Raw genomic sequence first — 25,153 nt, 5'->3', positions numbered from 1 at the left:
ACGTCAGTTCCCGCTATAGCGAAACCCAACAAGAACGGGAACCCTATGTGGACAGTATTCACCAACATAGGCGATGCCGCCGTCACCTTACCCGTGGCCGCTGTCTGCGCCTGCTGGATCGCTCTCTTTAACGTTAAGCTCGCCTGCCGGTGGATCGTCATGCTTTCTGCCGGCATCGCCATTGTCGGCGCGAGCAAGATCTTCTACGCCGGCTGGGGCATTTCTTTTCCCGCCTCGCATTTCCGCGTGATTAGCGGCCACGCGATGCTGTCGACATGCGTGTGGATGGTCGCGCTCGCACTGCAATTGAAGTGGTGGCGTCTGCCGCCGTCGCTAGGAGTTGCGGCTGGAATGGGAATCGGCGCGCTAACGGGCGTATCGCGCCTGATGGACCTCTCGCATACCTTGCCGGAGGTGATTGCAGGGTGGATTCTTGGCGCGATCGTAGGCCTGATGTTCCTGCGAAAGGCCCTTTCCGAGCAGTCCGAACGTGCGCGGCCCGCGTGGTTGGCCGCGAGCCTTCTGTTCGTCTGCGCGCTCGCCTATGGACACCAGGCGCCGCTTCAGCGGCTTATTGAAACGCGGTCCCCGCAAATACACAGCCACGCTCACTCGATCATGGCTCTTGCCGGCCGCGTCAAATATCGCCTTCAGACTTACGAAGGCACGCTCGCCAGATGACGTTCTTCAACAGCCCGCTCGCGCACGAGGTATGGGCGGAGCTGTTCGATTGAGCTGCGAAGAAGCCGTGCGTCAATGAAATCCGTCAATGCGGTTTTAAAGTTCTCAGTCGAGAACCGTTCGGCATTCTGGCGGCAATTGACCGGGTCGAACAACGTAGCATTGCGCTCAAACCGTGTTACTGCTTCGAGCAAAGATTCAGCCGTCTGCTCACCGAAGAAGACACCGGTTGGTTGCTCAAGTGGCAAGCCTACAACCGATTCCAGTGCGCCTCCCCTGCCGAACGCGATCACCGGCGTCCCGCATGCCTGAGCCTCCACCACGGAGATGCCGAAATCCTCTTCCGCAGCGAACACAAAAGCGCGAGCGCGCCGCAGATGATCGACCAGCACTTCCAGAGGCTGGTGGCCCAGTATCGTCACGTTGGGGCCCGCGACCGCCTTGATGCGCTTCATTTCCGGGCCGTCGCCGATCACCACTAGCTTGCGCTCCGGCGTCTGCGAGAAAGCCCGCACGATCAGGTCTATGCGTTTATACGGCACCATGCGTGATGCGGTCACGTAGAAGTTCTCCTTCTGCGTGCACATGACCATGTTGTCGAGATCGACCGGCGGATAGATAACCGTAGCGTCTCGCTGGTACGCCTTCCTGATTCTTCGCGCAATGAAGTGCGAATTCGCAAGCAGATGGTCCACTCCATTCGCCGAACGCGAATCCCACCCTCGGATATAGTGCAACAGCGCACGGGCCATAATGGACTTGAAGCCCTTGTTCAGGTGCGATTCGCGTAGATACTGATGCTGGAGATCCCACGCATAGCGAATCGGCGAATGCACATAGCTGATGTGAATCTGATTGGGGCCCGTCAGCACGCCCTTGGCCACCGCGTGCGAGCTCGAAATAACGAGGTCGTAGGCAGACAGGTCCAGTTGTTCGATCGCGATCGGCATCAACGGCAGATACGCCCGATAACGTTTACGCGCAAAAGGCATCTTCTGAATGAACGATGTGTTGACAGGTTTACCCTTCACACAATCGCGATCTTCGAGAAAGTCGACAATCGAGAAGATGTCCGCTTTCGGGAAGCATTCGACGATGCTCTTTAAAACCTTCTCTGCGCCGCCCGAAACCACGAGCCAATCGTGAACAATAGCGACTTTCACTTCAACCTCCTGTGAGATTACGCGCCGGACGCTTCAGCGCCGGCAGTCCGGTTCAGTCGTCCTTGGTCGCGCCTGCTTGGGCTCTTGCGCCCCATGCAAGCCCCAGCATTCCTGCAGCGCGCCGTGCGCCCGGCACGAGCCCAACCAATTCGAGCCGGACCATGATGACCATCAGGATGACGGCGAGGGTCGCCTCGCCGATGACCCGCGCAGTTGCCATGCCAATTGCCCCGAAACGCGGCGCGAGAAGCAGCGCCGCGGCCAGATTGACGAGGCCGGAGGCCACTCCCGCAAACGCAAGGAGCCGGTCCTTTCTGCGCGGAACGAATACATAGAACGCGACGAACTCGTTGAAGGCGACGAACGGGAACATCCATGCGAAACATTGAAGAACCCGAGCGGCAGGCTCGAACGCCGGCCCGAGAATCAGCGGCAAGACAAAAGGCGACAACGTCATTGCGCCGCAAAAAACGAGTAGGCCATAGCCGAGCAGAAGCGCCGCGCCCTGGCGAGTGGTTGCATGCGCGCCGTCCTTATCGCCATGAGCAAGCTGCCGCGAAATCGTCGGGACGAATACCTGCGATGCGGGGCCCATCAGGCTGAGCGCGATAGTCGCGAAGCGCTCAGCCGCGCCGAAATACCCGACCTGCGCAGGCGTGGACAACAGCGTCAGCAGATACGTCGACGACGCCGTGAGTACCACGGAGCCGGACGAATAGCAGAACAGCATCGTCGAGCTGCGAATCAGCGGCATCACGCCTTCTAATTTCAGACGCGGCAATCCCAGTTGTGAAGTGGTAATGCCATACGAAATGATCGACGACGCCACTCCCGCTATCAGCAGGCTCGCAAGCACCCACACCGAATCCGAAGGCTCCTTCACGAAGCTCAACACTAGAACTAGGCTCAAGGCGAAGCCGAAGACCTCGATCATGATCGGCGTACGAAAACGCTGACGCCCCTGGAATAGCCAGCCCAGATTCAGCGCCGAGACGATGCCGAGCAATGTAGCCAGTACACCGATAAGAGGTCGCTCAGACAATGTCGGCGAGCACATGGTGGCGACGAGGCCAATGCATCCGCCGAGCGCGGCCAGCAATAGACGCGCGCTGACGTGCAGCGAGTAGATGGAATTGCACTCTTGCACCGAATGCGCCTTCGAGACTTCGCGCATTCCAACAAACGTAAATCCGTAGCTCACGAGCATCCAGATCACGTTCATGAGCGACATCGACGCGAGCACCCGCCCGTACTCGGACACGCCGAGAATTCTTCCATAAAACGGCACCACGATGATGAGGTACACGTACCTCATCAAATATCCGCCGTAAACGAACGCAATGACGCTTGCGTTGTCTCGTCTTTCCATTCCGTTCTCCAATTGCGTATTCCTGACCTTAGCGCTGTGCCACGCGTCGGCGTGCGAGCGGGTTCGATATGTAGCGAACGACGAAGTCAGAAAGTGGCGAGTACGGTACGAGGCACAGGCCGGAAAGAAACAGCGTGCCGAACTTCTTCTTCACGCTCCAGAATGGGTTGGCCACGATCGCATGCAGGTAGCCGCGCGAATCGTGCAACATCCAGCGCCACCGATGAACGAGCGTCGCCCGATACACGCTTGAACAGAAGATCGCCTTCTCGTGGCCAAAATCATGAAACGTCGCGGGCAGCTCGATCTCCAGACGCGACCGCGCGATATTTCTCAGGATCGCCCAGCGCATGCCCAGCGCCTTCGGCGCCTTGGAGATCTGTTCCGAATTTGCGAAGGACACCGTGCCGCCGTCGGCGTTATGCACGCGATAGCCGCCAAGCGACTTGCGCACCGTGGCCACCGGGCCGACTAATGCAGCACCGTAGATCGCGAAGAAGTCGGCGCCGTAGCGATTGATTCCCGGCGCGGGAATAGGAAATACCTGCTTGAGTGCGCTCACCCGATACGCGTTCCCAGAGGCCGGCGGCGACGGATAGAGCCACCCCGCCTGCAGCAGCTCTCCGCAATTGACGGGCGGTTCGGTGTTCGGCACGTAAGCACCTGTCGCCGCTCCGCTTGCGTCCATGACGTCGAGCCGGAACTGCACCTTCGCCCAGGAGCCGCTATTGAAGACTTGCATTACCTCCGACACGGCGCTCGGATACAGGATGTCGTCCGAATCGAGAAGGATCGCGTATTCCGTTTCCAGCGCACTGATCGCGTGGTTGTATGCGGCGACCTGGCCGCCGTTTTCCTGAAAGATCGCGGTAATCCGACTACCGTAGCTTTCTATAATTTTCCGCGATCCGTCAGTCGAACCGTCGTCGAGCACGACAACCTGCGTGCCTGGATAGTCCTGGTTGAGTGCGGAATCGATCGCGGCCGCTAGATAGCGTTCGTAGTTGTAGTTGCATATGACAACTGTGACCTGGTTCATGGCATTCGACGCTATTTTGAAGTTTTCGGTGAGTCGGAATTGCTACGCAAGCGAGCGGACGGCGATGTAAGCAAGGTGGGTTGGCGGATCGTTTTCGGCGCCATTGACCTTGTCCGGCACCTTGAATCGCATTTGCAAACTGTCGTCACTCCAAGTGGTCGTAATGGCATCAGGTGCACTTACTGTGCCCGTCACCGCGTCTATGAAATCAATCTTTACTTCGCGGCCCGAAGGCCGCTTAAGCCCCGCAACTGTCACAGTGCGCCACCCGGCGGATCCATTAACCTGAAGCACGATGTCATTGCCGGAGCGCAGACCGCTGCCGGACGCGCCTGCACCAAATTTCAACGGGTTCGCCAAACTTGCCAGCGAGCCCGAAACAGTCTGATGAAGTACGCAGAGGCTTCTGCCCGACACGTTGTAGGTCCGCCTGGGTGGACCGCGATGAGTAAGACGGAACGGCTCGTATCCGTCCCAGTGATAGATCATGGACACGTACTTGTTAGGTTCGTTCCAGTTACGATCGAGCGCCCACACCGCAAAGTCGAAGAAGTACTCCGGCAGGTAATGCGGATTCTTCATGTACGCATCGCCGATTTCGGTCTGCCAGATACCGCGCGCCGGCCCGTTCTTCACGTATTGCTGATACAGCGGATCGAGATCGGCGACGCCCAGGTAATGCGTGTCGAGATAGTCGACCCAGTCCAGCATGCGTTCATTCGAAGCGGGACTTCGGTACTCGAGCCACTTGCAGAAGTTGGACACGCCGCCCTGATCGGGCCAACCGCCGTAGACGATATACGCGTTGTACTTCCGGATGATGCGGGCGGCAGGTAGATGCACTCGTTCAACGTAGTCCTGCATCGCACGCTCGTACGGCTTCGCGTGCTTTTCGTCCTTATTGAAGTTCGGACCGTGCCAGAACGTAGCCTGCGGTAAACCGCCGGACAATTTCCCGGCCGCCTCGTTCCAGATCTGGAAATAGCGCAGGTTGAACGGCGGTGCGGAGTACTTGCGCACGACTGCCTCGACGTAACGGGTCCACGCCCGGACATCCACGGGCGCAGAATTGCTGTCACCGGGCACGGTGGCATTCCAGGGTGGCGTATAGCCAAGCAGCAACAGCGACTTGATGCCATTGCGATTGTTCAGCAGCAGCGCTGACGGAAGGTCGTTGTCGAACTGGGATCCAGTCTTGTCGACACGCATTGGCTCCGCGGGTGAATCCGGCTGGCCGGGGCCGACCGAATCGCGCCCCCAGGTGATGCCCATTTGCCGCCACATCTCGACGTCGTTGCTTGCGCCAGCCCATCCGTTCGAGCCGATCAGGTCCGTGATCCTGCGACCGCCCGTATTTTGCGCTTGCGGCACTGTACCGGCCGACGACGAAGTCTTGCCGCGCGCAGGCGTTATGGCCGCACCAAAAAGGGCCGCGATTGTTCCCAACGCCCGACGTCTGCCAACACTCTTTCGAATGCGAAACATTGGCCTGCCTACCGACATGCGCTAGCCCGCCGACGCGCGGGCCGGCACGCCAGACAACCGCACGCCCGCCTGCCCCTTGAGAATCTCGAGCACGGTTTGCGCGGTCACGTCCCAGCGAAATTCGCGCGCACGAGCGAGTCCCTTTGCCCTATAACGTTGCCGCAATACGTCGTCTGTCATCATTAGAGAGATCTTCGCGGCAATGTCGTCCGCCGATGTGGAGTCGCAATACATCGCCGCATCTGCGCAAACCTCCGGTATAGAGGTCAGCGACGATGCGACTACGGGACAGCCGCAATACATGGCCTCGAGCGGAGGCAAGCCGAAACCCTCGTACAGCGACGGAAAGATAAGGCACCCTGCGTTTTCGTAGAGTGCTTTCAGCTCGCCGTCGGTGACGAACCCGGCCCACACCACTCTTTCCGATTGCGGCTTCTCTTCCGCGAGTTCGCTATTGAAGACGCGTGCATTCTTGCCGCCGACCACTACGAACTTGACGTGGTCGAGATGCCCGAGCTTCTCTATCGCTTCCAGAACGCGTTGCAGGTTCTTGCGTGGATCGAGACTGCCGACCACGACGCAATAGGCGTCCTTGACGAGATTGAGTCGCTCGATCACCGCAGGGTCCGAGGTAACGCGGTCCAGGTGGTCCGCAGCGGGACTTACAACCGCGACTCGCGATTCGTCGATCTTCAGGTGATGGCAGATGCGCGATCGGGAGAACTTCGACACCGTCAGAATCATCGGCTGCATTCGTGGCAGTATGAAGAAACAAAGGCGGTACCACAGCACGAACTTTTTGGAGAACCCGCCCGGTACGTCATACACCGCCATGTCGTGGAGCATCACCACCTGCCGGCGTTTCAACACCGGGTTCATGTTGCACAGGTTGACGAGCCTGACGCCTCTCGCGGCAATGGGCAGTGTGATCTGTTCCCACAGCGTGCCGCGAAGCCATGGGAAGCGTCGCTGCCATTTCAGCAGCGCGCCCGGCTCCTTTGCATCGCGCGGAACGAATACCTCGAGCTTCTCGCCCGGCGGAACCCGCATTTGCATCGCTCTCGTCAACTCATACGCGACTCTCTGCACGCCCGTGACCGGCTGCGAAGTGAATTTACCGTTGATTGCAAACGCCATCTGCTTCTCCGTTTTGCGAGTTCATCGAACGACGTAGCAACTCGCTCACGTTCGCAGGGATCCACTGGTTGCGTCGGCATCGCCATAGTCGCTCGCATAGTTGGTTGCATAACCGTACGTGCGAGTACTGCGTCGAAGCGGAATACCGTTGAACACCGCACCAGCGATGCGGCCGTCCGCGCGCTCCATCTTCTTCACGGTGTCCTCGATCTCTTCCTCCGATTGCATGCCCGAGCGCAACACGAGTAGCGATGCACCCGCTTCGCTCGCAATAATCGACGCGTCGGTGACCGCAAGGAACGGCGGCGTATCGAAGATCACCAGATCGAACTGCCCGCTCAGGCGCTCCAGCACTTCCTTGAAACGCGGTCTCGCGAGCAAGGCGGCTGGATTGTCAGGGCGCGAACCGCACGACATGAACGAGAGACCGTCGATACCCGTATGACGCAGCGCATTGCGCAGTGGCATACGGTCCGAGAGCACCTCGGAAAGTCCGCCGCGATTGCTCTGATTGAAGAGCGATGCAAGATGGCCGCGACGCATGTCGGCATCGATCAGAAGAACTCGCGCGCCGATCTCGGCCTGTAAAGTCGCAATGTTGGCCGCGACAAAGCTCTTCCCCGCCGATGGAGTCGGCCCGATTACCATCAAGATGTTGTTGCGTGAATGCGCGAGATCGCGAGCCAGCGAAGTGCGCACTGCTCGTAACGCCTCCACAGAAGTGTCGTTCGGGAAGCGTTCAGCAAGCACCTTGGTGCCACCGCCCGCCACCTGGATTTCTGGCACGCCGCCCGTGGCCGGCTGAGGCAGTCCTGCTCGCGCGGCAGCACCAGGCAGCGATTTCGCGTTGGCGTTCGTTCTGTCGAGCAACAACTGCTGCTGGCTAAACAGGATTTCGCCAAATACCGGCACGCTCATTCTGCGTTCCACATAACGCGGATCCGTTACGCCCGTCAGCACATGTCGGCGCATGAAGACAAGCACAACGCCGGATACGAGGCCGAGTACGAGACCGCCAGGAAGCACCAGAATCGGCTTGGGTTTAACCGGACGATGCGGCGTAATCGCTTCGTCGACCACGTGCGCTCCGCCAGTGGTACTTGCGCGCCGCACCTGCAATTGCTCGGCCTTCTGCACCATGCCCAGGTAGATCGTTTCCGCCACTTTCTGCGCGCGAATCAGATCGACGCTCGAACGTTCGGACGCGGGCATACCGTTGAAATGTCCGTCGAAACTCGCCTTTGCGTTCTTCAGCTGCGCGAGCTGCGTGTCGACGCTTTGTACCCAACGGCTCTGCGGCGTATAACGCTCGAGCAGTTGTGTGCGTTGCAGCTGGAGCGTTGCGATTTGCCGGTCGATGTCGAGACCGCCTTGCAGGTAGGCCTGCGCCTCTGCTGTCGGCTGCATCGACTGAGAATTGGCCCGGAATGCCTTTAGCGCTTCTTCGGCTTTCCTCAGGTCTGCGAGCAGGCGAGGAAGTTCTCCGTTGATGAACGCAAGCGTAGTGGTGTCATTGAGTTGCCGGCTAGCAATCGCCGTCGCCAGGTATTGCTGACCCAACGCATTCGCGACTTCAGCAGCCTTCGCCGCACTCTTGTCGGTGTACTCGATCTGAAGAAGACCGGAGTCTTTGACCTTGTCGCTAACCTTGATGGTCGCGTCGAAACGCTTGATGGCGTCCACAGCATTCCACCGCACTACCGTGAATTCGGTGCCCGGGCGCGCGACAAGTTCGTCCACGCGCATTGAAATGCCATTGCTGGACACCTGTTTGCCGATAACGCCATGGAGGAATACCTGATCTTGCGGCCCGCGCAATTCGTAGGTATTGTCCTCTCCAGCAACCAGCGTCATTTTTTCTTCTTCCAGATCTTTGGGAACGTCAAGCGTGCCGATCTTTACCTGTTCGCCTCCCCATGCGTATGACTTGAGCCCAAGCCATGGCCGGGATGGTTCACCAGGCGTCGCAAACTTCTCTGCAATGTCGCCGAGCAGCGGTAGCTTGTGCGGCGTCACCGAGACGTCGAACCGGAAACGCTGGATCACTGGCTCGAGCACGGAGCGGCTGCGCATGACCCCCATCTCCGTCACAGTAGACGGTGCAGGCGGAGGCAGGTTCTCCTGATTCTGGAGTGCGAGACCAAGCGCATTCGGTTCGGGCGGATCTACGCGAATGAGTACATCCGCCGAATAGATCGGTGACGCGATGAGCAGATAAGCGGCGGCGAGGCTGAACACGACGACCGTGGTAAGTACGATCTCCCAGATATGGTCGCGCATCAGACGCAACATGGCACTGGGGCTAAGTTGGCCGCGCTCTGTACTGGCAGTCGCCGGGAGCGAATTCAGAGGATAGTAGTCCACCGGTTTGATCCTTCCATGTTTGATGGGCACAGTAATGAGTCGACACCGCCTGGCTCAACCAACGGTCCGCGGCTCCCGCCGTCTCTGACAGGAACGCATATGGCGTAGGCCCGACGTTTGATCGGGGACTACGTCATGGTTTGCCAAGCCAAGTGGCTGTCCACCTGCTTGAATTGATCAAAGGCTGCGCCGTTGGCAACACGGCTCGCCCCCGTCTCCAGACTTTCAATCCCCCAGATCACGAAGCGATACGCTTGACACCGCGCTCCGCGTTTAATTCCGTACTACAAATCGTTAGCTTTTTATTACACCTGAGACCGACCTACGATCGACTTCGCAAAGCGCGGTCCGCCCCGGACTCACGTGAGCGATGCCTCGTCGTACGTCGTCAGTGCAAAGCACTTAAAGACACGGCAATTACTACACCCCAACCAACTTCTTTACATGACTAAGGTGAAGAAATTGCGCATTGCTGGCATTCGATAGCGCCTACCGGGGCAACCGCTACTTTTCTACAGATGCTGCAGTGAAGCATAGCGTCGGTTCGAATGAGTGCATCATCCGGGGCGTAAATTCGGGTGCTAATGGCCGATTCCGTGGAAGAGATCACCACGCAACACACAATTTAGAAAGTGTTGTAGCTATCTGCAATGGATGTAACAGAGTGATACCGGTCTGCGCATTCAGCGTTATGCGCCATTTCTGTCTCCTCTGACGGGGCCGATCCGACGCTGCTGGTGTCGAATGCCTCGCAATCCCTTCTGCCACGGGCCTTTCGGGGCGAAAAGCGGTCTTTTCCCCGGCAACCACTCATTCGCTCGATCAAGCAATTGTTGCTGACTCGGACAGGCTTTCGTATGCCTTTATTCAGCCACACAAGGTAAGTATTTCTCCAATCATCCGAATTGCGCCAAAACACCATCGATTACCGGCCACCATCGCCAGGGTCATTTGAGTACGCTAATCTCGTCACGTAGGCAGTGATTCACCCTGTTTGGAGAACTAAGCGTGACGACTTCCACCGATTTTCTCAGGTCGTACATTGATGCGCACCGGACCAGTCCAAAGGCTGCAACACGGAAAGCAGCGAAACAAATTGGACTCTTAGTGTCCCAGGAATGCTCCATGGCGACTGCTGGATCTATCGGCGACGCATTCCGTCTGGCAAACGAATTGTCAGAAGACACAGCACCCGGGTCTCCCTATTCGCTTTCAGTGCTTTCTGAAAGCGGCGGACTCGTAACCAGTTCGTCTGGCATATCGATCTGGACCCAAAGTATCGAGCGTCATCGGCTCGGCGAATTCCACGCGTTGTTCGTCGCCTGTCGCGACGCGGCCAGGGCGTTGGAATCCAACGACCGTCTGCTCTCATGGATAGCCCGTCAAGGTTCTATTGCATCGTTCGATATCCAGCAAGGCGCGAACATGGTCGTCATTTGCAAGGATCCGCTGCATTCCACAGTGCCGATCTTCGTGTTCGACGACGCTCCGACGACGACGCGGACCAGCAGTGCCACGCCGACAGACCTCGCCCTTGCGCAAATCGAACGCGACCTCAGTACCGAGATCGCCCGAAAGATTGCCGACATGCTGCAGACGACCTATGTCGAGTCGGACAAATTCGAACTGGACGATGCGAGCATTACCACCACGACAGAGAAGATTCGCGAATCTGCGCGTTGGATCAAGGAGAACTACAGCAACCCTATCTCCGTGGCAAAGGCTGCGGAGTGCGCGGCCATGAGCAAACGAAATTATCAGCGTCGTTTCAAGTTTGAGTTCGGCATGACCCCGCTCGAATACCTGCTGCGCACCCGTTTTGAAGTTGTTCGCGCAATGCTGCGCAACACCGATTTGCCGGTAGACAAGATTGCCCGGCGGTGTGGAATGGGCGACGGCAATCGCCTCGGCCGCTTATTCAAGGAACGCTACGGCATGTCTCCCACTCAATTCCGCGCGCAACAGCGCCTGGAAGTGGCAGAACGATGCGTGGCAATCGACGACTGACGGTCCGGCATCAACACAGCCAGGCGGCGCGCGGTTGAGAGACCGTGCCGTCCGGCTTTGCGCGCGAATCGAGCGTCGCCAAGCTATCAGATATGGAACAGAAAATGACAACCACCAAATCTGCGCGGTTCTCCAACGAAGCCGGTACATCTACCCTGCGGGGCAGGAAGGCCGGCATGTCGGAAGACGACGTACCCGACGACTGGCTGCTGTCGCACGACGCCGGAAAGCCAGCGCAACCGCGCAGACAATCGAGCGTTAGAAGGCTCAAGGAAGCGGCCAAATCGATGCTGCCGGCGCCGTTGTTTCTCAGTCTGCTACATCACAAGGAGATTGGCCGCTACCCGAATCTGCGTCGGCCCACCACCTTCAACGAAAAGATCCTGCAGAAGAACTTGCGGCCGGATCCATGGTTCGTCGAGTTGACCGACAAGCTCACGGTCCGTGAGTATGTCGCGAAAAAGCTGGGCGAAAAGCACGTTATACCGTTGCTAGCCGTCCCCGACGCTTTCACGCAAGAAGTGTTCGATGCTCTGCCGAATGCATTCGTAATGAAGGCAAATCACGGCAGCAGCTATGTGGAGGTCGTCAAAAACAAGTCGGCAACTTCATTCGAACAGTTGCGGGACCTTGCAAACTACTGGCTGTCGCTCGACTTCTACAAGATTGCTCGTGAAAGGCACTACCGCAAGATCAAGCCGCGCATCTTCTTCGAGCAGCTGCTACTCGACAGCAGCGGCAACATTCCCGCCGACTACAAACTGCACTGCTTCGGCGGCCGTAGCGGACGACCCATCATCTACATCCTGGTGATCTCCGACAGATTTGGCGGGAACACAAGAGGCGATGTGTACGACGTCGATTGGAACCATCTCGACATAGCAATCGGTTATTACAAACGCAGTCCGGTGCCGGCACCCCGCCCCGAGAACCTCGACGCGATTCTGCAAGCGGCCACGAAGCTCTGCGAAGACTTCGACTATGTTCGCGTCGACCTGTACGCACCGGACAACCTGGTGTACTTCGGGGAACTAACTTTTACGCCGGGAGCAGGTGTTCTGCCCTTCACGCCGGATAGCACCGATTACGACTGGGGAAGACTCGTTCCGGACACGTTCTGCCGCTGACATCGGACAGTCGCATCGTCCCAGCACGAACCAATTATTAATAGCAATCAGATGCGAAATGAACCCGGCCCCGGCCTGCAACGCAGGCGGGAACCAGGTTCATTAACCGATGAGCGGTGAAGCGCGCTCAGGTGTCGGCGTGGCTCGACGTAAAGCTGGTGAATGCGTTGTACGGCGCGTCTATCGGTGTGCCGTTGATCATGATGCCGTAGGTGTTGTTCCCGCTATCCAGCACGTAGTACATGACCGACTGAATGTTGTGCGTCTTTCGTGCGCCGTAGAATGCGGCAAGCCTGTCCGAGATGTAATTTCCGCGGTAGCTCTCCGAGCGCTCCGGACCTGCGTTCCATTCAGTGACGATAAGCGGCACCCCGTAGCGGGCCTTGCAGTAAGTTGCGAGGTCGAAGCCCGGACCTGCGCCGTCGGTCCCGATGTTGAACAGGTCGCCATAGACTTCGTAATTGTGCCAGGTCGTAATGTCCCAACGTACCTGCGGATGACCACCGCTGCCGTCGGGTTGCCTGCCGTCCCATAGCGCGTCGGCTGCACCCACGTCTGCAACGCAGAAGTTGATGCCGCACTTCGCGGACGACTGCACCGACTTCACACCGTCAATCATTCCGCGCATGACGCCGCGCATGACAGGCCAGTTTGCATTGTTGAAGTCGCTCGCCTTTGAGCCGGCGTAGGTGAAGTCCATTACGGTCGCGTCTTGCCGCGTCAACTCGTTACCGCATTCGTAGATCGTGACGCCGTAGGGCTTCAATGCATTCGCGACAGTCGAACCCACGGAGTAACCGCGGCTATACGCGGTCGACTCACTTCCGATCACAGCGCCGCTTGCGTCATACACACCCTCGTCGATCAACACGAGCAGCGTGAGTCCTGCCGACTGGAAAGCCTGCGCGAGCTTGACTACAGCATTCAATTGCCTCGGATCGTCGGACACGCCAACGCGGTAGCTCGTGCAATTCATGGCCTTCAGAATCGACACGACCTTCTCGGGCGTGTACGTATAGTCGTAGTGGCCATTCATGCCATAGAAGCTGCCCGGAACAGGAGCCACGTCGATGCGCGGATCGTTGCAAGGGAGCCATTGCTCTGCAACATCCGCGTTCACGAAGAACTGACCGGCGGTGCCGCAATGCCAGATCTTGCCGCCATACCAGAGCACAAGCGACACGTTGTACGTATTGCCAACGGTAGAGCCGTTTCTGTAGATCACGCCGTTGGCGAGCGTCCATACGTCGCCGGAGCTGTCGGTGATAGAAGCGGCCGAAGGGATGGCAGTTCCGTTCGCGGATGCAGCGGCAGCTTTCGCCGTTGGGCTTGCGGAAGCCTTGGCTGCCAGGCTCGCGCCGCCGTCTTCACCGCCGCCACCACAGGCGCTCAAAAGATAGCTACCGGCAAGGGCCGTCAGGCCTCCAAGAAATTGTCGTCGTTTTACCATGTTTGTTTTTCCCACTGTCGAGAAAGTCTCGATAAAAAAGCCGAAGATGAGTTTTTGAAGTTCAGCAGAGTTGTTTTTAAACAGCTCTTATTAATTCGTTGTACTTAGTGATCCAGAATGACGTGTCATATCGCCAGCAACCGCTGTAATTGCAATCACATTGCCAAAGACAACGTGGACTGACATGCCCAGGCAAACAGACAAAGCTGCGCCTATCGCGCTGCGCTTGACGCCGCGATACTTAATGAACCATCTGGAACAACCGCTGCGGCGCTTTCGCCGCTGGAACACGTCGCATTGCCGCGCAAACGTTTAACCAAGAGAACGCAAGTGACTGCACTGCTCGGAAAGTTGTTCGCTTCCATGCCGCGACAGGGGTAAATCGTACCCGCTTATGTCAGGTAGGTCACATGGAAAATAGTCGTTTTCGGCCAAAAAGCACGATCCTTTCCGTGAACTTCGCATTTCGCAAAAATTTCTGCTTTCTGATGATGATCGGAAGATTAGATGGATAGCACGTAGGGTTAGCTGACCCCGGTAAGACGTTTCGTTTTTGACGCCACTTTCAGTAATAGTTTCCCAATCTGACACGCGTCATCGAACGAACGGGAAATTTATTCTTAAATCAGATGATTGTAGACCGGACAACATCGTCGTTTGATATCCGCACGGATGGAAATTTCCTCTTTCAATCTTCTGAAGAAATTTCCTTTCTCGTGGTTTACGCTATTCCGCTTTAGTTTCCAGCGCTCGGGGCGAAACGGCGGCCAGAGGCAGTGTCCAACCACGGGGTGTGGTCGACTCACTCCACGAGTGAACTAACGCGATCAAAATGTCCTGATGCTCGGCGACCGCGTCGCCCTTTAGATTTAACGCGGTAGTAATCCAGATTAATTCATCAAGCGTCCAGTTTTAATCTTGGACACTGAACCGCGCGAAATTAAATCATGACGATACCCGCCGTCGCGTTTTTGAAGAAATCGCGCTGATCTTTGGCGCGTCGTCGAATGTAAACGGCGAGTAGACACCACGGAGATGGCGGCCGGCGCCGTACCGCGCCTCGCGAACTTCGCGCAGGAGAAGGTGTGCGCCGTATATAGATGCCGGCTCAACTGCTCGCCGCCGTTCAACGACATTGCGAAACGAATAGGCCGGCGCGCGCACGTGCCCGTCGCCTGTCGCCGCACGCGCAGGCACAGGAATTCTCGCTGCTGGCCCCACCGCTCTTCAGTGCGGGCACGAACACCTGTTCATAGAGCGCCATTTATCGCGAGCGCTCGGGACGATACGCGGCATGGAGTTTTTCATGGCTCAGCGAAGGCCATCTGCCCAACTATCATCGCGACGGACAGGCACTGCAAGCATCGGGATGCCTGTCGTCATGGAACGACCGGCTCGATCTGTCGGCGGGCCATACCGCCGGAGGTGACTATTCCAACACACACGGCTGGGGGGGTATTGGGGAGTGTGCGCGCCGCCTATGATTTCGCCCGACGCTGGATCGCCCAGGCGCAATTTAACTACGTGCATGCGTTCGGCGGCCCGAACACGACTGCTTTGATGTTCGGCGTCGGTTATCAACTCGATGCGTCGGTAAGCCGCGGCCACGTCAACGGCCGATGTCGCGGACGTCGAACGTCACCGGTGACGAACTCACCACCCTGTTCGGCAAAACGATCCTCAACAGCAACGGCTCGGAATCGAGCAGCCCAGGAAGTCTCGAATATCCGCAGGGATTGTGGTGCATTGTCGACGTGAGCGGGTCATTCATCCACGAAGACGAGCATATCCAATCGCGCCGCGACAGTGTCGCGGCGCAACTGCGCGCTACCCGCGCATTCTTTGCGACCGCCTCGCACTATCGGCCGGCGTTGGTCCGTACGTCGCGACCAAGCAGACCGACCATGTTCCGCAAGACCGCACGGGCGACGGACTACCGCGACATCATGTTCATACTGACGTTATGCATGACCCACACGGTGCCGCCGATCAGGAACAATGCGGCTAATGCGGTATAACCGAGCGCCATGACGTTCCAGCGTTGTCCGGCCGACATGTCGATGTGCAGGAAAAACACCAGATGCACGACGATCTGCACGAAAGCAAGAATCGATAGCGCGATCATCGCCGTCTGCGCCGGGAAAGCGCCGCGCATCACAAGCCCGAAGGCAGCGGCGGTCAACACCACGGAAAGCAGAAATCCACCAACATAACCGCGCATGCTGCCGTTGCCCTGCTGCGCCGGAACTGATTGCATATGAGCCATTTACAGCACGCTCCCGAGGTAGACAAAGGAAAAGACGCAGATCCACACGATGTCGAGGAAATGCCAGAAAAGACTTAGACACGTGAGACGCGTGATCTGGCGTTCCGACAATTTCGGACTCTGCATGATCTGCACGGCCAGTACCGCCATCCATACGAGGCCCACCGTAACATGCAGTCCGTGCGTGCCCACCAGCGTGAAGAACGACGACAGAAATGCACTGCGGCCAGGTCCGGCTCCTTCGGCAATCAGGTGCGAAAACTCGCGCATTTCCAGAAAGAGAAACGCAAGACCGAGCACGAAGGTCACCGCAAGCCAGCCCAGGACGGCGGCGGACCTGCCGCGCCGGGCGCCTAGCATCGCGAAGCCATAGCTGATACTGCTCAACAGCAGTGCGGCAGTCTCTACCGCGACGTCGCCCATGTCGAACAGATCCTTGCCCGACGGGCCGCCCGCGAACTGATGCGACATGACCGCAAACACAGCGAATAGCGATGCGAACAGCACGCAATCGGTCATCAGATACAGCCAGAAGCCGAACACCGTATCCGACGAACCGTGGTCATCGTGTGCGCCGTAGTGCGCCATAGGGATTGTTTTTTGCGACATCGATCAGGCCTCCACAGCTTCGAATTCGCGGCTCTGGACCGCCGCGGCCGCCGGGCCACGCTTACTTTCGATTTCCCGCACGGTGTCGGCGGAGATGTAATAACCGTCGTTGTCGCCGAAGCTGCGTGCAATTAGCGTGGCCACGATAGCCAGCAGTGCCGCGACAGCGAGCCAGGTGATGTGCCAGACGCCGGCAAAACCGAGCACGAGGCTGAACAGACCGATGAGCAACCCCGCACTGGTATTGGACGGCATGTGAATGTCCTGATACGCCTGATAGGCCGGGACTTTCGCGAGTCCGCTTGTCGTCTCCTTCATGTGAGCGTAGGCGTCGAGTTCATGCACCGTCGGAATGACGGCGAAGTTATAGACCGGCGGCGGCGACGCGGTCGCCCATTCCAGAGTACGACCGTTCCAAGGGTCGCCCGTTACGTCGCGGTACTCGGGTTTATTGCGGTTTGCCACGCTGACCCATACTTGCGCCACCTGGAAGACCACGCCGACCGCGATCAGGGCTACTCCGCATGCAGCCGCAATCATCCACGGATGCCACGCCGGGTTGTCGTAATGGTTCAGACGGCGAGTCACACCCATGAAGCCCAGCACGTAGAGCGGCATAAACGAAGCATAGAAGCCCACGAACCAGCACCAGAACGCGCACTTGCCGAGCTTCTCGTTCAGCTTGAAACCGAATGCTTTCGGGAACCAGTAGTGGAAGCCTGCGAGGTAGCCGAAGACCACGCCACCTATGATCGCGTTGTGAAAGTGAGCGATCAGAAAGAGGCTGTTATGCAGCACGAAGTCCGCACCGGGAATCGCCATCATCACGCCGGTCATGCCGCCGATAGTGAACGTGATCATGAAACCGATCGTCCACAACACGGGCGCGGAAAACTCGAGTCGCCCGCGGTAGATCGTGAACAGCCAGTTGAATATCTTCACACCGGTTGGAATGGCAATGACCATGGTCATAATGCCGAAGAATGCATTGACGTCCGCACCCGAGCCCATCGTGAAGAAGTGATGCAGCCAGACGAGAAACGCGAGGACCATGATTGCGCACGTTGCATAAACCATCGTCCGGTAGCCGAACAACGGCTTCTTCGAAAAGGTCGCAATGACTTCCGAATAAATGCCGAATGCGGGCAACACCAGAATGTAGACCTCGGGGTGGCCCCATGCCCAGATCAGATTGAGGTAAAGCATTGCGTTGCCGCCTGCTTCGTTCGTGAAAAAGTGCATGCCCATGTAGCGGTCGAGCCCGAGCAGCGCCAAGGCCACCGTGAGAATCGGGAACGTGGCCATGATCAGCACGTTCGAACAGAGCGCCGTCCACGTGAACACCGGCATTTTCATCAGCGTCATGCCGGGCGCGCGCATCCGCACGATCGTCACGAAGAAGTTGATCGCCGTAATCAGTGTGCCGACACCTGACAGTTGCAGACTCCATATGTAGTAATCCACCCCGACGCCCGGACTGAACTTCAACTCCGACAACGGCGGATACGCGAGCCAGCCGACCTGCGCGAATTCTCCGATCACGAGCGACAGATTCATCAGGATCGCACTAATCGCAGTCATCCAGAAGCTGAGCGAATTGAGGAAGGGAAACGCGACGTCGCGCGCTCCGATCTGCAGCGGCACCACCAGATTGAACAGGCCGACCATCAACGCCATTGCCATGAAAAAAATCATGATGACGCCGTGAGCCGTAAAGATCTGATCGTAATGGTGCGGTGGAAGATAGCCTGGCGAGTGATACGTCAGAGCAAGCTGAAGACGCATCATGACCGCGTCGACGAAGCCGCGCACGAGCATCAGCACCGCGACCACGATATACATGACGCCGATCTTTTTGTGGTCGACGCTAGTCAGCCACTCGTGCCATAGCCATTTCCATTTATGGAGCCGCGTCAGTGTCGCGACCACGGCGAGCACCATGACGATCATGAGTGCGCCCGCTCCCATGATGATGGGCTGATCGAACGGGATCGCGGAGAGTGTCAGATTTCCGAGCATATGCTAACCCCTTGTGCGGCAATTGCTGTTCTGCAAATCGAGGACATTGCCGTTGTTGTACTTTGCAATGATGTTCGTGAAGACCTTCGGGTCCACCGTCGAGAAATAGCCGACGGGCTCCTTCTCGCTCGGTTGCGCCACCGAGTTGTACTCGTTCATATCGAGCCGGCGCGGCGAGGCCTTCACTTTTTCGACCCACGCGTCGAACTGAGCGGGCGTCACGGCGAGCGCGCGGAACTTCATGTCGGAAAAACCTTTACCACTGAAGTTCGCGGAGATACCGGCGTAATCGCCGGCATGGTCGGCTATCAGATGGAGTTGCGTCTGCATGCCCGCCATTGCGTAGATCTGGCTTCCCAGTTGCGGGATGAAAAACGAATTCATCACGGAATCGGACGTGACCTTGAAATCAACCGGTGTACCCACGGGGAACGCAAGCTGATTGACCGAAGCAACGCCGAGTTCCGGGTAGATGAAAAGCCACTTCCAGTCGAGCGCCACGACCTCGACCTTGATCGGCTTGACCGCCGATTCGATGGGTCGGTATGGGTCGAGTTCGTGCGTGGTATTCCACGTCAGAATTCCGAGGAACAGAATAATGAGAGTGGGAACGGTCCACACCACCGTTTCGATTGCCGTGGAATGCGCCCACTCTGGTGCATAGGTCGCGCTACGATTGCTTGCGCGGTAACGCCAGGCAAACACCAGGATCATGACGATCACCGGCACGACGACGATCAGCATGGCCATTGTCGCCGTACTGATCAGCGACTTTTCGGCCACACCTACGCTGCCCTTTGGATCGAGCACGTCGAGATTGCTGCACCCCGCAAGACACGCGACGAGTCCAGCCCCCACGGGTACCAACACCCGTTCAATGGTCTTCTTATTCACCATATCTGCCTGATTTCCATGGACCGATCTGGAACGCTACAAAATGTTCTCGCCATGAAGACCAGACCAATTACTTCATGCGCGGTCGGATTCTAAGAGCGCCCACCGGACTGGAACATGATCTCGGACAAGCTAAATCAAACAATGTCCGCATCGGCATTCGATGCACGTGCGCGTGCTCATGCGCAATAGTCGCGAGTGAGTGTATTTCTGATCTGCGTCAAGTGTTGCGCGCTCGCGGTGCTCGATTCGCCGCCTCGTCAATCGCAAAGACACCAGGAGAAAGAGGCCATGACGGCCTGACAGGCGCCGCATATGCAACGGCGTGATGGAGATATGGCCGAAGCCGGATCAGGTCGTTGCGCGCTCCACGATCTGGAAGCCCACGTCGGTTACTTTGTTCTGCTCTGTGCCGGCCAGCCGGTCTAGCAGGCAGCGCGCCGCGGTGAGCCCGATCCGTGTGCCGTCGACGTGCACAGAGGTAAGCTCGGGCGTCGTCTCGGTCGCGAACTCCAGATCGCCGAAGCCGCAGATCGCCAGTTGCGACGGCACGCTCAACCCCAATTGTCTGGCCGCGCTCAACGTTCCAATGGCGAGCAGGTCCGACCCGCAAAAAACCGCGTCGATATCGGGGGACTGCTCAACGAGCCGGGGCAATGCCGCCTTACCGAGGGCAACCGAACTAGGCGGCGCGACGAGTACTTCCGCGATATCGCGAATGCCCGCCTGCGCGAGCCGCTCACAAAAGCCACGGCGACGCGCGAGCGCCCGTTCGTCGTTTGCCGACACGAGCCCGGGCTTGCGCACGTTCCTTTGCAGGAAGTGCTCGGCCACCGCCACGCCGATCCGGTAATGCGAGAAACCGACCAGCATGTCGATAGGCTGATCCGTCATGTCCCACGTTTCGACGATCGGAATGCCGACGTTCGCAAGCCGCTCGCGCAAGGAGTCGGTGTGCGCGACGCCGGTCAGCAGCACGCCTTCGGGTCGCCGGCTCAGCACTGCGTCGAGCAACGCCTCTTCACTCGAATCGTCGTAGCCGCTCAAGGCGAGCAGCACCTGGTAGCCCGCGCGCGACATCGTCTCGCTGAAGACCTGGATCGTTTCCGAGAACAGAGAGTGGGCGATGGTCGGTACGATCGCGGCAATCAGCCGCGAGCGCGACGAGGACAAGCCGCCCGCAAGCCTGTTCGGCACATAGCCGAGCTTTTGCACGACCTGGCGCACGCGTTCGAGCGTTTCCGGCGCCACCGTCGCAGGACTATTGAATACGCGCGATACCGTGATCGGGGAGACACCCGCTTGCGCCGCGACGTCGGTGATGCGCAGGCCTTTCGGGCCGCCGCGCATGCGTCTGGCGCGCGCCGCCGCGTCGGGCAGATCGGCGTCGGCGGCAGCGGGCGGTTTCTGGTTCGGCATGGGTGCTGACGGAAGTTAATGGATCGCGCGCCGTATTCTAAACTGGCTGAACCACGCCGACTTTCGCTAAATCGCGGCAACCGAAACGCGGCCCGGCCAGACTCCCCGCATGTCAAAGCGTGGTCGCACAGCCTACTCGGTCAGAGGGACAGCACGTTGCGCCCCGCGTGCGCCTCTTTCCCGGCGCAAGATCAACAGCGTAATGACGGCGAACACGAGCAGACAGGTCGCGGGAATCAGCATCGGCGCCTTCACGCTGCCCGTTGTCTGCCGAACCCACGGCACGAGATTCTGCGCGATGAAGCCGCCGATATTGCCGAGCGAATTGATCGCGGCGATGCCGGCCGCGGCACGCGCGCCGAACAGGAATTTCGGCGGCAAGGTCCAGAAGCACGGAATCAGCAGATACATGCACGGCGCGCCGAAGCACAACGCGATGAATCGCAGCGTGTTGGTCGGCAGAAACACCGCGCTCAGAAAACACACAACACCCAGCAGAGCCGAAACCAGCATCGCGATGATTGCGCGATTGCCGGCACCGCGCAGTCTGGACGGCAGCCACGCAAGCACAATGGTCGCCATCAGCCATGGAATGATGTTCAGCAGCCCGTTCGTCGTATTACTCACGCCGAAGCCTTTGACCAGCGTCGGCAACCAGTAGCTCACGCCGTAGACGGAGATCGACAGCATCATGTAGTAGAGCGCCATGCCGATCACGCGCGGCTCGGTCAGTACGCTGAGCAACGAGCCGTGCGTCGCGACGCCCGACTTGATCTGCGCGCGTTCGGCGTCGAGTGTGTGCGTGAGCCACGCTTTCTCGTCGGCGGAAAGAAACTTTGCTTGTTTCGGCGACGACGGCAGCAGGAACAGCACAACGACCGTCAAGAGAACCGACGGCAGCCCCGTGACGATGAACACCAGTTGCCAGCCATGCAGCCCGGCAATCCCGCCCTTATCGAGCAGCCAGCCGCAGATCGGCGCGCCGAGCATATTCCCGAGACTGCTGCCCACCGTGAAGTAGCCGAGCATACGTACACGATGCCGCGCCGGAAACCACAGCGTGAGGTAATAGATCACACCAGGATACAAACCGGCTTCCGATGCGCCGAGAAGAAAGCGCAGCACATAGAACATCGTGGCGTTCTGCGTGAAAGCGAGCAGTATCGTCACGACGCCCCATGTGAACATGATGCGCGCCATCCAGCGCGGAGCGCCGTACTTGTGCAGCATCACGTTGCTCGGCACTTCGAAAATGAGGTAGCCGATAAAGAACAGCGACGCGCCAAGCCCATAGGCAACCTCGGAAAGTCCGAGGCTTCCGAGCATTTGCAGCTTGGCAAAGCTGATATTGGAGCGGTCGATATAAGCGACCAGATAGAGCAGCCCCAGCAGCGGGATCAGGCGCAGCGCAAGGCGGTTGATCAGGCGCGATTCGGCGATTGCCGGTGTCGTGGTGCTCACAGCGTCTCCTCCGGCCGCGTTCGATGCGCGGACCTGTGTCCTGCGATAGATCAAGCGTGAATGATGTGTACTCGGGCGGCGCAGCGGCTCATTGGCGTTGTGCGCGCCACTGCGCATAAGCGGCCATGGTCTCTTCATTGGGCGGATAAGTGCCGCGCAACGGCCTGCCTTCGTCGATCCGCTGGGCGATGAACTGCTCGAGCTGTTCCTGTTCGGCCGCATCGCGCGCGACATCGGCGGCCATCTCGCGCGGCACGATAACGACACCGTCCACATCCGCGACGACGATATCCCCCGGATAAACCGGCACGCCGCCACAGGCAATCGGCACATTCATGTCGACCGCATGATGTTTCGCCAGATTCAGCGGCGCGCTCGCGCCCGCGCACCAGATCGGCAAGCCCAATGCCGCGATGGTCCCGCTATCGCGCACCGGACCGTCGGACACCATGCCCGCGACCCCGCGCTTAGCGAGGCGCAGCGCGAGAATCGAGCCCACCGACGCCACCGAGCGCTCGCCGCGGCAGTCCTGCACGAGCACACTGCCGACAGGCGCGGTCTCGACTGCCTTGCGTTGCGGATGGTCCGGGTCCTGAAACACGCCGACGTGATCGAGGTCTTCGCGCGCCGGGATATTGCGCAACGTGAACGCGGGTCCCACCAGATTCGGCGTGCCTGGTGCCGGCTTGGCGAGCGGCGCGACGCCTTGCAAAAACACGTTGCGCAAGCCGCGCTTGAAAAGTTGTGTGGTCAACGTCGCCGTGCTCACGTGTCTCAGTTGTTCGAGCGTCTCTTCGCTCAAGACGATTTCGGATGCGGTCATCTCAGGGCTCCGGTTTGATTAGTGAATTTCGGGTTCGCTGCTTTTCGCACCCGGCGCATCGTGCGTGGTCGGCGCGCTTGGCGCAGCCGCTGTTTTCACCGGCTCTTCGAGGAAATCGAAATCGCAACCCTTATTCGCCTGCAATACATGCAGTTGATGCATCACGCCGAAGCCGCGTTCGAAGGGAAGCTTCGGCGGCTGCCATGCGGCTTTGCGCGCGCTCAGTTCTTCGTCGCTCACTTCGAGATGCAGACGTCGCGCGGCCACGTCGAGTTGAATCATGTCGCCGTCCTTCACGAGAGCAAGCGGGCCGCCGACAAACGACTCCGGCGCCACATGCAACACACACGCGCCATAACTGGTGCCGCTCATGCGCGCGTCGGAAATACGCACCATGTCGCGCACGCCCTGCTTCAACAGTTTCTGCGGAATCGGCAGTTGGCCCCATTCGGGCATGCCGGGCGCGCCCACAGGCCCCGCGTGCTGAAGCACGATCACCGAATCGGCGGTGACGTCGAGGTCCTCCGTGTCGATGCGCGCCGCCATATCCGCGTAGTCCTTGAACACCACGGCGCGGCCGCGATGGTTCAGCAGATGCGCTTCCATCGCCGCGGGCTTGATGACGGCGCCGTCCGGCGCGAGATTGCCGGTCAGCACCGCAAGGCCGTCGCTCGCCACCACCGGATTGCTGCGCTTGCGGATCACATCGTCATTGAAAATTTCAGCGCCCGCGATGTTCTCGCCGAGGGTCGAACCGTTGACCGTCATCTGCGAGCCGTCGATCAGATCGCCGAGTTCCAGCAGCAGCGCGCGCAAGCCGCCCGCATAGAAAAAGTCTTCCATCAGATACTGACCCGACGGGCGCAGATTGCCGATCACCGGCGTGATGCGCGAAAGCTCGTCGAACCTTGCCGTCGTCAGGTCGATACCGGCGCGGCGCGCGACCGCCACGAGATGCACGATCGCGTTAGTCGAACCCGACATGGCCAGCACGGTGGTCACGGCGTTATCGAATGATTTCGCGGTGAGGATGTCCGACGGCTTCACATCGGTCCACACCATTTCGACGATGCGCTGCCCCGTCAGCGACGCGAACTGCGCATGCCGCGAGTCGACCGCGGGAATCGACGAAAAGCCGGGCAACGTGAGGCCGAGTGCTTCGGCAGCGCTCGTCATGGTCGACGCGGTGCCCATCGTCATGCAGTGGCCAGGCGAGCGCGCGATGCCGCTCTCAATGCCCTTCCACTCGTCTTCCGTGATCTTGCCCGCGCGCAGTTCGGCCCAGTACTTCCACGTGTCCGACCCGCTGCCGAGCGTGCGGCCGTTCCAGTTGCCTCGCAGCATCGGGCCGGCGGGCAGAAAGATCGACGGCAGGTTCATGCTAATTGCGCCCATCAACAGGCCGGGCGTGGTCTTGTCGCAGCCGCCCATCAGCACGCAGCCGTCGAACGGATACGACTTCAGAATTTCCTCGGTCTCCATCGCGAGGAAGTTGCGGTACAGCATCGTGGTCGGTTTCTGGAACGGCTCGGCGAGCGTCATGACCGGCATCTCGACGGGGAAGCCGCCGGCCTGCCAGATGCCCCGCTTGACCTCCTCCACGCGCTGCTTGAAATGCGTGTGACAGGAGTTGATCTCGCTCCACGTGTTGACGACGGCGATCACCGGCTTGCCCATGTAATCGGACGCGTGATAGCCCATTTGCGCAGTGCGCGACCGATGGCCGAATGAGCGAAGGTCGTTGACGCCATACCAGCGATAGCTGCGCAGCTGTTCCGAGGTTTTACGGTTCGCCACTGATGTCTCCATGGTAGCGCTACCATCACGCCGCAAATCCTGC

Annotated in this window: 18 protein-coding genes; 3 read left to right on the top strand and 15 right to left on the bottom strand. The window is 58.9% G+C overall.

From position 1 onward, the window contains the following. The first annotated feature begins 45 nt into the window (after positions 1–45). A complete protein-coding gene (locus OH764_RS21550) occupies positions 46–681 on the top strand; it encodes a phosphatase PAP2 family protein (protein ID WP_498850723.1) in 636 nt (211 codons plus the stop codon). On the opposite strand, the gene OH764_RS21545 is transcribed toward OH764_RS21550, so the two are convergent. Genes OH764_RS21545 through OH764_RS21520 form a run of 6 tightly spaced genes read right to left on the bottom strand, consistent with a single transcriptional unit; the run spans position 657 to position 9,238 of the window. Continuing rightward, entirely contained in the window at positions 657–1,844 is a 1,188-nt protein-coding gene (locus OH764_RS21545) for a glycosyltransferase family 4 protein (RefSeq protein ID WP_498850722.1), read from the bottom strand. The two genes, OH764_RS21550 and OH764_RS21545, sit on opposite strands and share 25 nt — an antisense overlap. A gap of 52 nt (positions 1,845–1,896) precedes the next feature. Further along, positions 1,897–3,213: a lipopolysaccharide biosynthesis protein gene (locus OH764_RS21540; protein ID WP_498850721.1), complete on the bottom strand. Its 1,317-nt coding sequence runs from the start codon at positions 3,211–3,213 to the stop codon at positions 1,897–1,899. A 28-nt stretch (positions 3,214–3,241) separates the two neighbouring features. Further along, on the bottom strand, positions 3,242–4,252 hold the full coding sequence (locus OH764_RS21535) for a glycosyltransferase family 2 protein (RefSeq protein ID WP_498850720.1): 1,011 nt from the start codon (positions 4,250–4,252) through the stop codon (positions 3,242–3,244). 42 nt (positions 4,253–4,294) lie between these two features. Beyond that, positions 4,295–5,737 (bottom strand): hypothetical protein, encoded by a 1,443-nt coding sequence (locus OH764_RS21530; protein WP_498850719.1) that lies wholly within the window; start codon positions 5,735–5,737, stop codon positions 4,295–4,297. Positions 5,738–5,758: 21 nt separating this feature from the next. After that, positions 5,759–6,874: a glycosyltransferase family 4 protein gene (locus OH764_RS21525; RefSeq protein ID WP_498850718.1), complete on the bottom strand. Its 1,116-nt coding sequence runs from the start codon at positions 6,872–6,874 to the stop codon at positions 5,759–5,761. Between the two features lie 45 nt (positions 6,875–6,919). Further along, positions 6,920–9,238, bottom strand: coding sequence for a P-loop NTPase family protein (locus OH764_RS21520; protein ID WP_498850717.1), 2,319 nt, complete (start codon positions 9,236–9,238; stop codon positions 6,920–6,922). Positions 9,239–10,363: 1,125 nt separating this feature from the next. Here OH764_RS21520 and OH764_RS21515 point away from each other — a divergent pair. Both OH764_RS21515 and OH764_RS21510 read left to right on the top strand, forming a co-directional pair. Beyond that, complete coding sequence (locus OH764_RS21515; RefSeq protein ID WP_027779766.1) at positions 10,364–11,245, top strand: GlxA family transcriptional regulator; 882 nt, start codon at positions 10,364–10,366, stop codon at positions 11,243–11,245. 104 nt (positions 11,246–11,349) lie between these two features. Beyond that, positions 11,350–12,372 (top strand): ATP-grasp domain-containing protein, encoded by a 1,023-nt coding sequence (locus tag OH764_RS21510; RefSeq protein ID WP_498850716.1) that lies wholly within the window; start codon positions 11,350–11,352, stop codon positions 12,370–12,372. A 127-nt stretch (positions 12,373–12,499) separates the two neighbouring features. On the opposite strand, the gene OH764_RS21505 is transcribed toward OH764_RS21510, so the two are convergent. The 9 genes from OH764_RS21505 to araD form a co-directional block, all read right to left on the bottom strand. Then, positions 12,500–13,822 (bottom strand): hypothetical protein, encoded by a 1,323-nt coding sequence (locus tag OH764_RS21505; RefSeq protein WP_498850715.1) that lies wholly within the window; start codon positions 13,820–13,822, stop codon positions 12,500–12,502. A 1,933-nt stretch (positions 13,823–15,755) separates the two neighbouring features. Further along, a complete protein-coding gene (gene cyoD, locus OH764_RS21500) occupies positions 15,756–16,088 on the bottom strand; it encodes a cytochrome o ubiquinol oxidase subunit IV (protein WP_498850714.1) in 333 nt (110 codons plus the stop codon). Next, positions 16,089–16,697 carry a cytochrome (ubi)quinol oxidase subunit III gene (gene cyoC / locus OH764_RS21495; RefSeq protein WP_498850713.1) on the bottom strand — a complete coding sequence of 203 codons (609 nt, stop codon included), beginning with the start codon at positions 16,695–16,697 and terminating at the stop codon, positions 16,089–16,091. It abuts the gene before it with no gap. A 3-nt stretch (positions 16,698–16,700) separates the two neighbouring features. Beyond that, positions 16,701–18,716, bottom strand: coding sequence for a cytochrome ubiquinol oxidase subunit I (gene cyoB, locus OH764_RS21490; RefSeq protein WP_498850712.1), 2,016 nt, complete (start codon positions 18,714–18,716; stop codon positions 16,701–16,703). Positions 18,717–18,719: 3 nt separating this feature from the next. Further along, positions 18,720–19,613 (bottom strand): cytochrome ubiquinol oxidase subunit II, encoded by an 894-nt coding sequence (cyoA, locus tag OH764_RS21485; protein WP_498850711.1) that lies wholly within the window; start codon positions 19,611–19,613, stop codon positions 18,720–18,722. A gap of 348 nt (positions 19,614–19,961) precedes the next feature. Beyond that, positions 19,962–21,029: a LacI family DNA-binding transcriptional regulator gene (locus OH764_RS21480; RefSeq protein WP_498850710.1), complete on the bottom strand. Its 1,068-nt coding sequence runs from the start codon at positions 21,027–21,029 to the stop codon at positions 19,962–19,964. 132 nt (positions 21,030–21,161) lie between these two features. Then, positions 21,162–22,490 (bottom strand): MFS transporter, encoded by a 1,329-nt coding sequence (locus OH764_RS21475; RefSeq protein WP_498850709.1) that lies wholly within the window; start codon positions 22,488–22,490, stop codon positions 21,162–21,164. An 88-nt stretch (positions 22,491–22,578) separates the two neighbouring features. Continuing rightward, positions 22,579–23,313 carry a ribonuclease activity regulator RraA gene (locus OH764_RS21470; RefSeq protein WP_498850708.1) on the bottom strand — a complete coding sequence of 245 codons (735 nt, stop codon included), beginning with the start codon at positions 23,311–23,313 and terminating at the stop codon, positions 22,579–22,581. Between the two features lie 18 nt (positions 23,314–23,331). After that, positions 23,332–25,122 carry an IlvD/Edd family dehydratase gene (gene araD, locus OH764_RS21465; RefSeq protein ID WP_498850707.1) on the bottom strand — a complete coding sequence of 597 codons (1,791 nt, stop codon included), beginning with the start codon at positions 25,120–25,122 and terminating at the stop codon, positions 23,332–23,334. Positions 25,123–25,153 lie beyond the last annotated feature (31 nt).

Origin of the sequence: Burkholderia sp. M6-3, from assembly GCF_050858985.1 — a bacterium.
GTDB lineage: Bacteria > Pseudomonadota > Gammaproteobacteria > Burkholderiales > Burkholderiaceae > Paraburkholderia > Paraburkholderia caledonica.
Note: the sequence above shows the minus strand (reverse complement) of the source record. Positions and strands in the feature narration are given on the sequence as shown.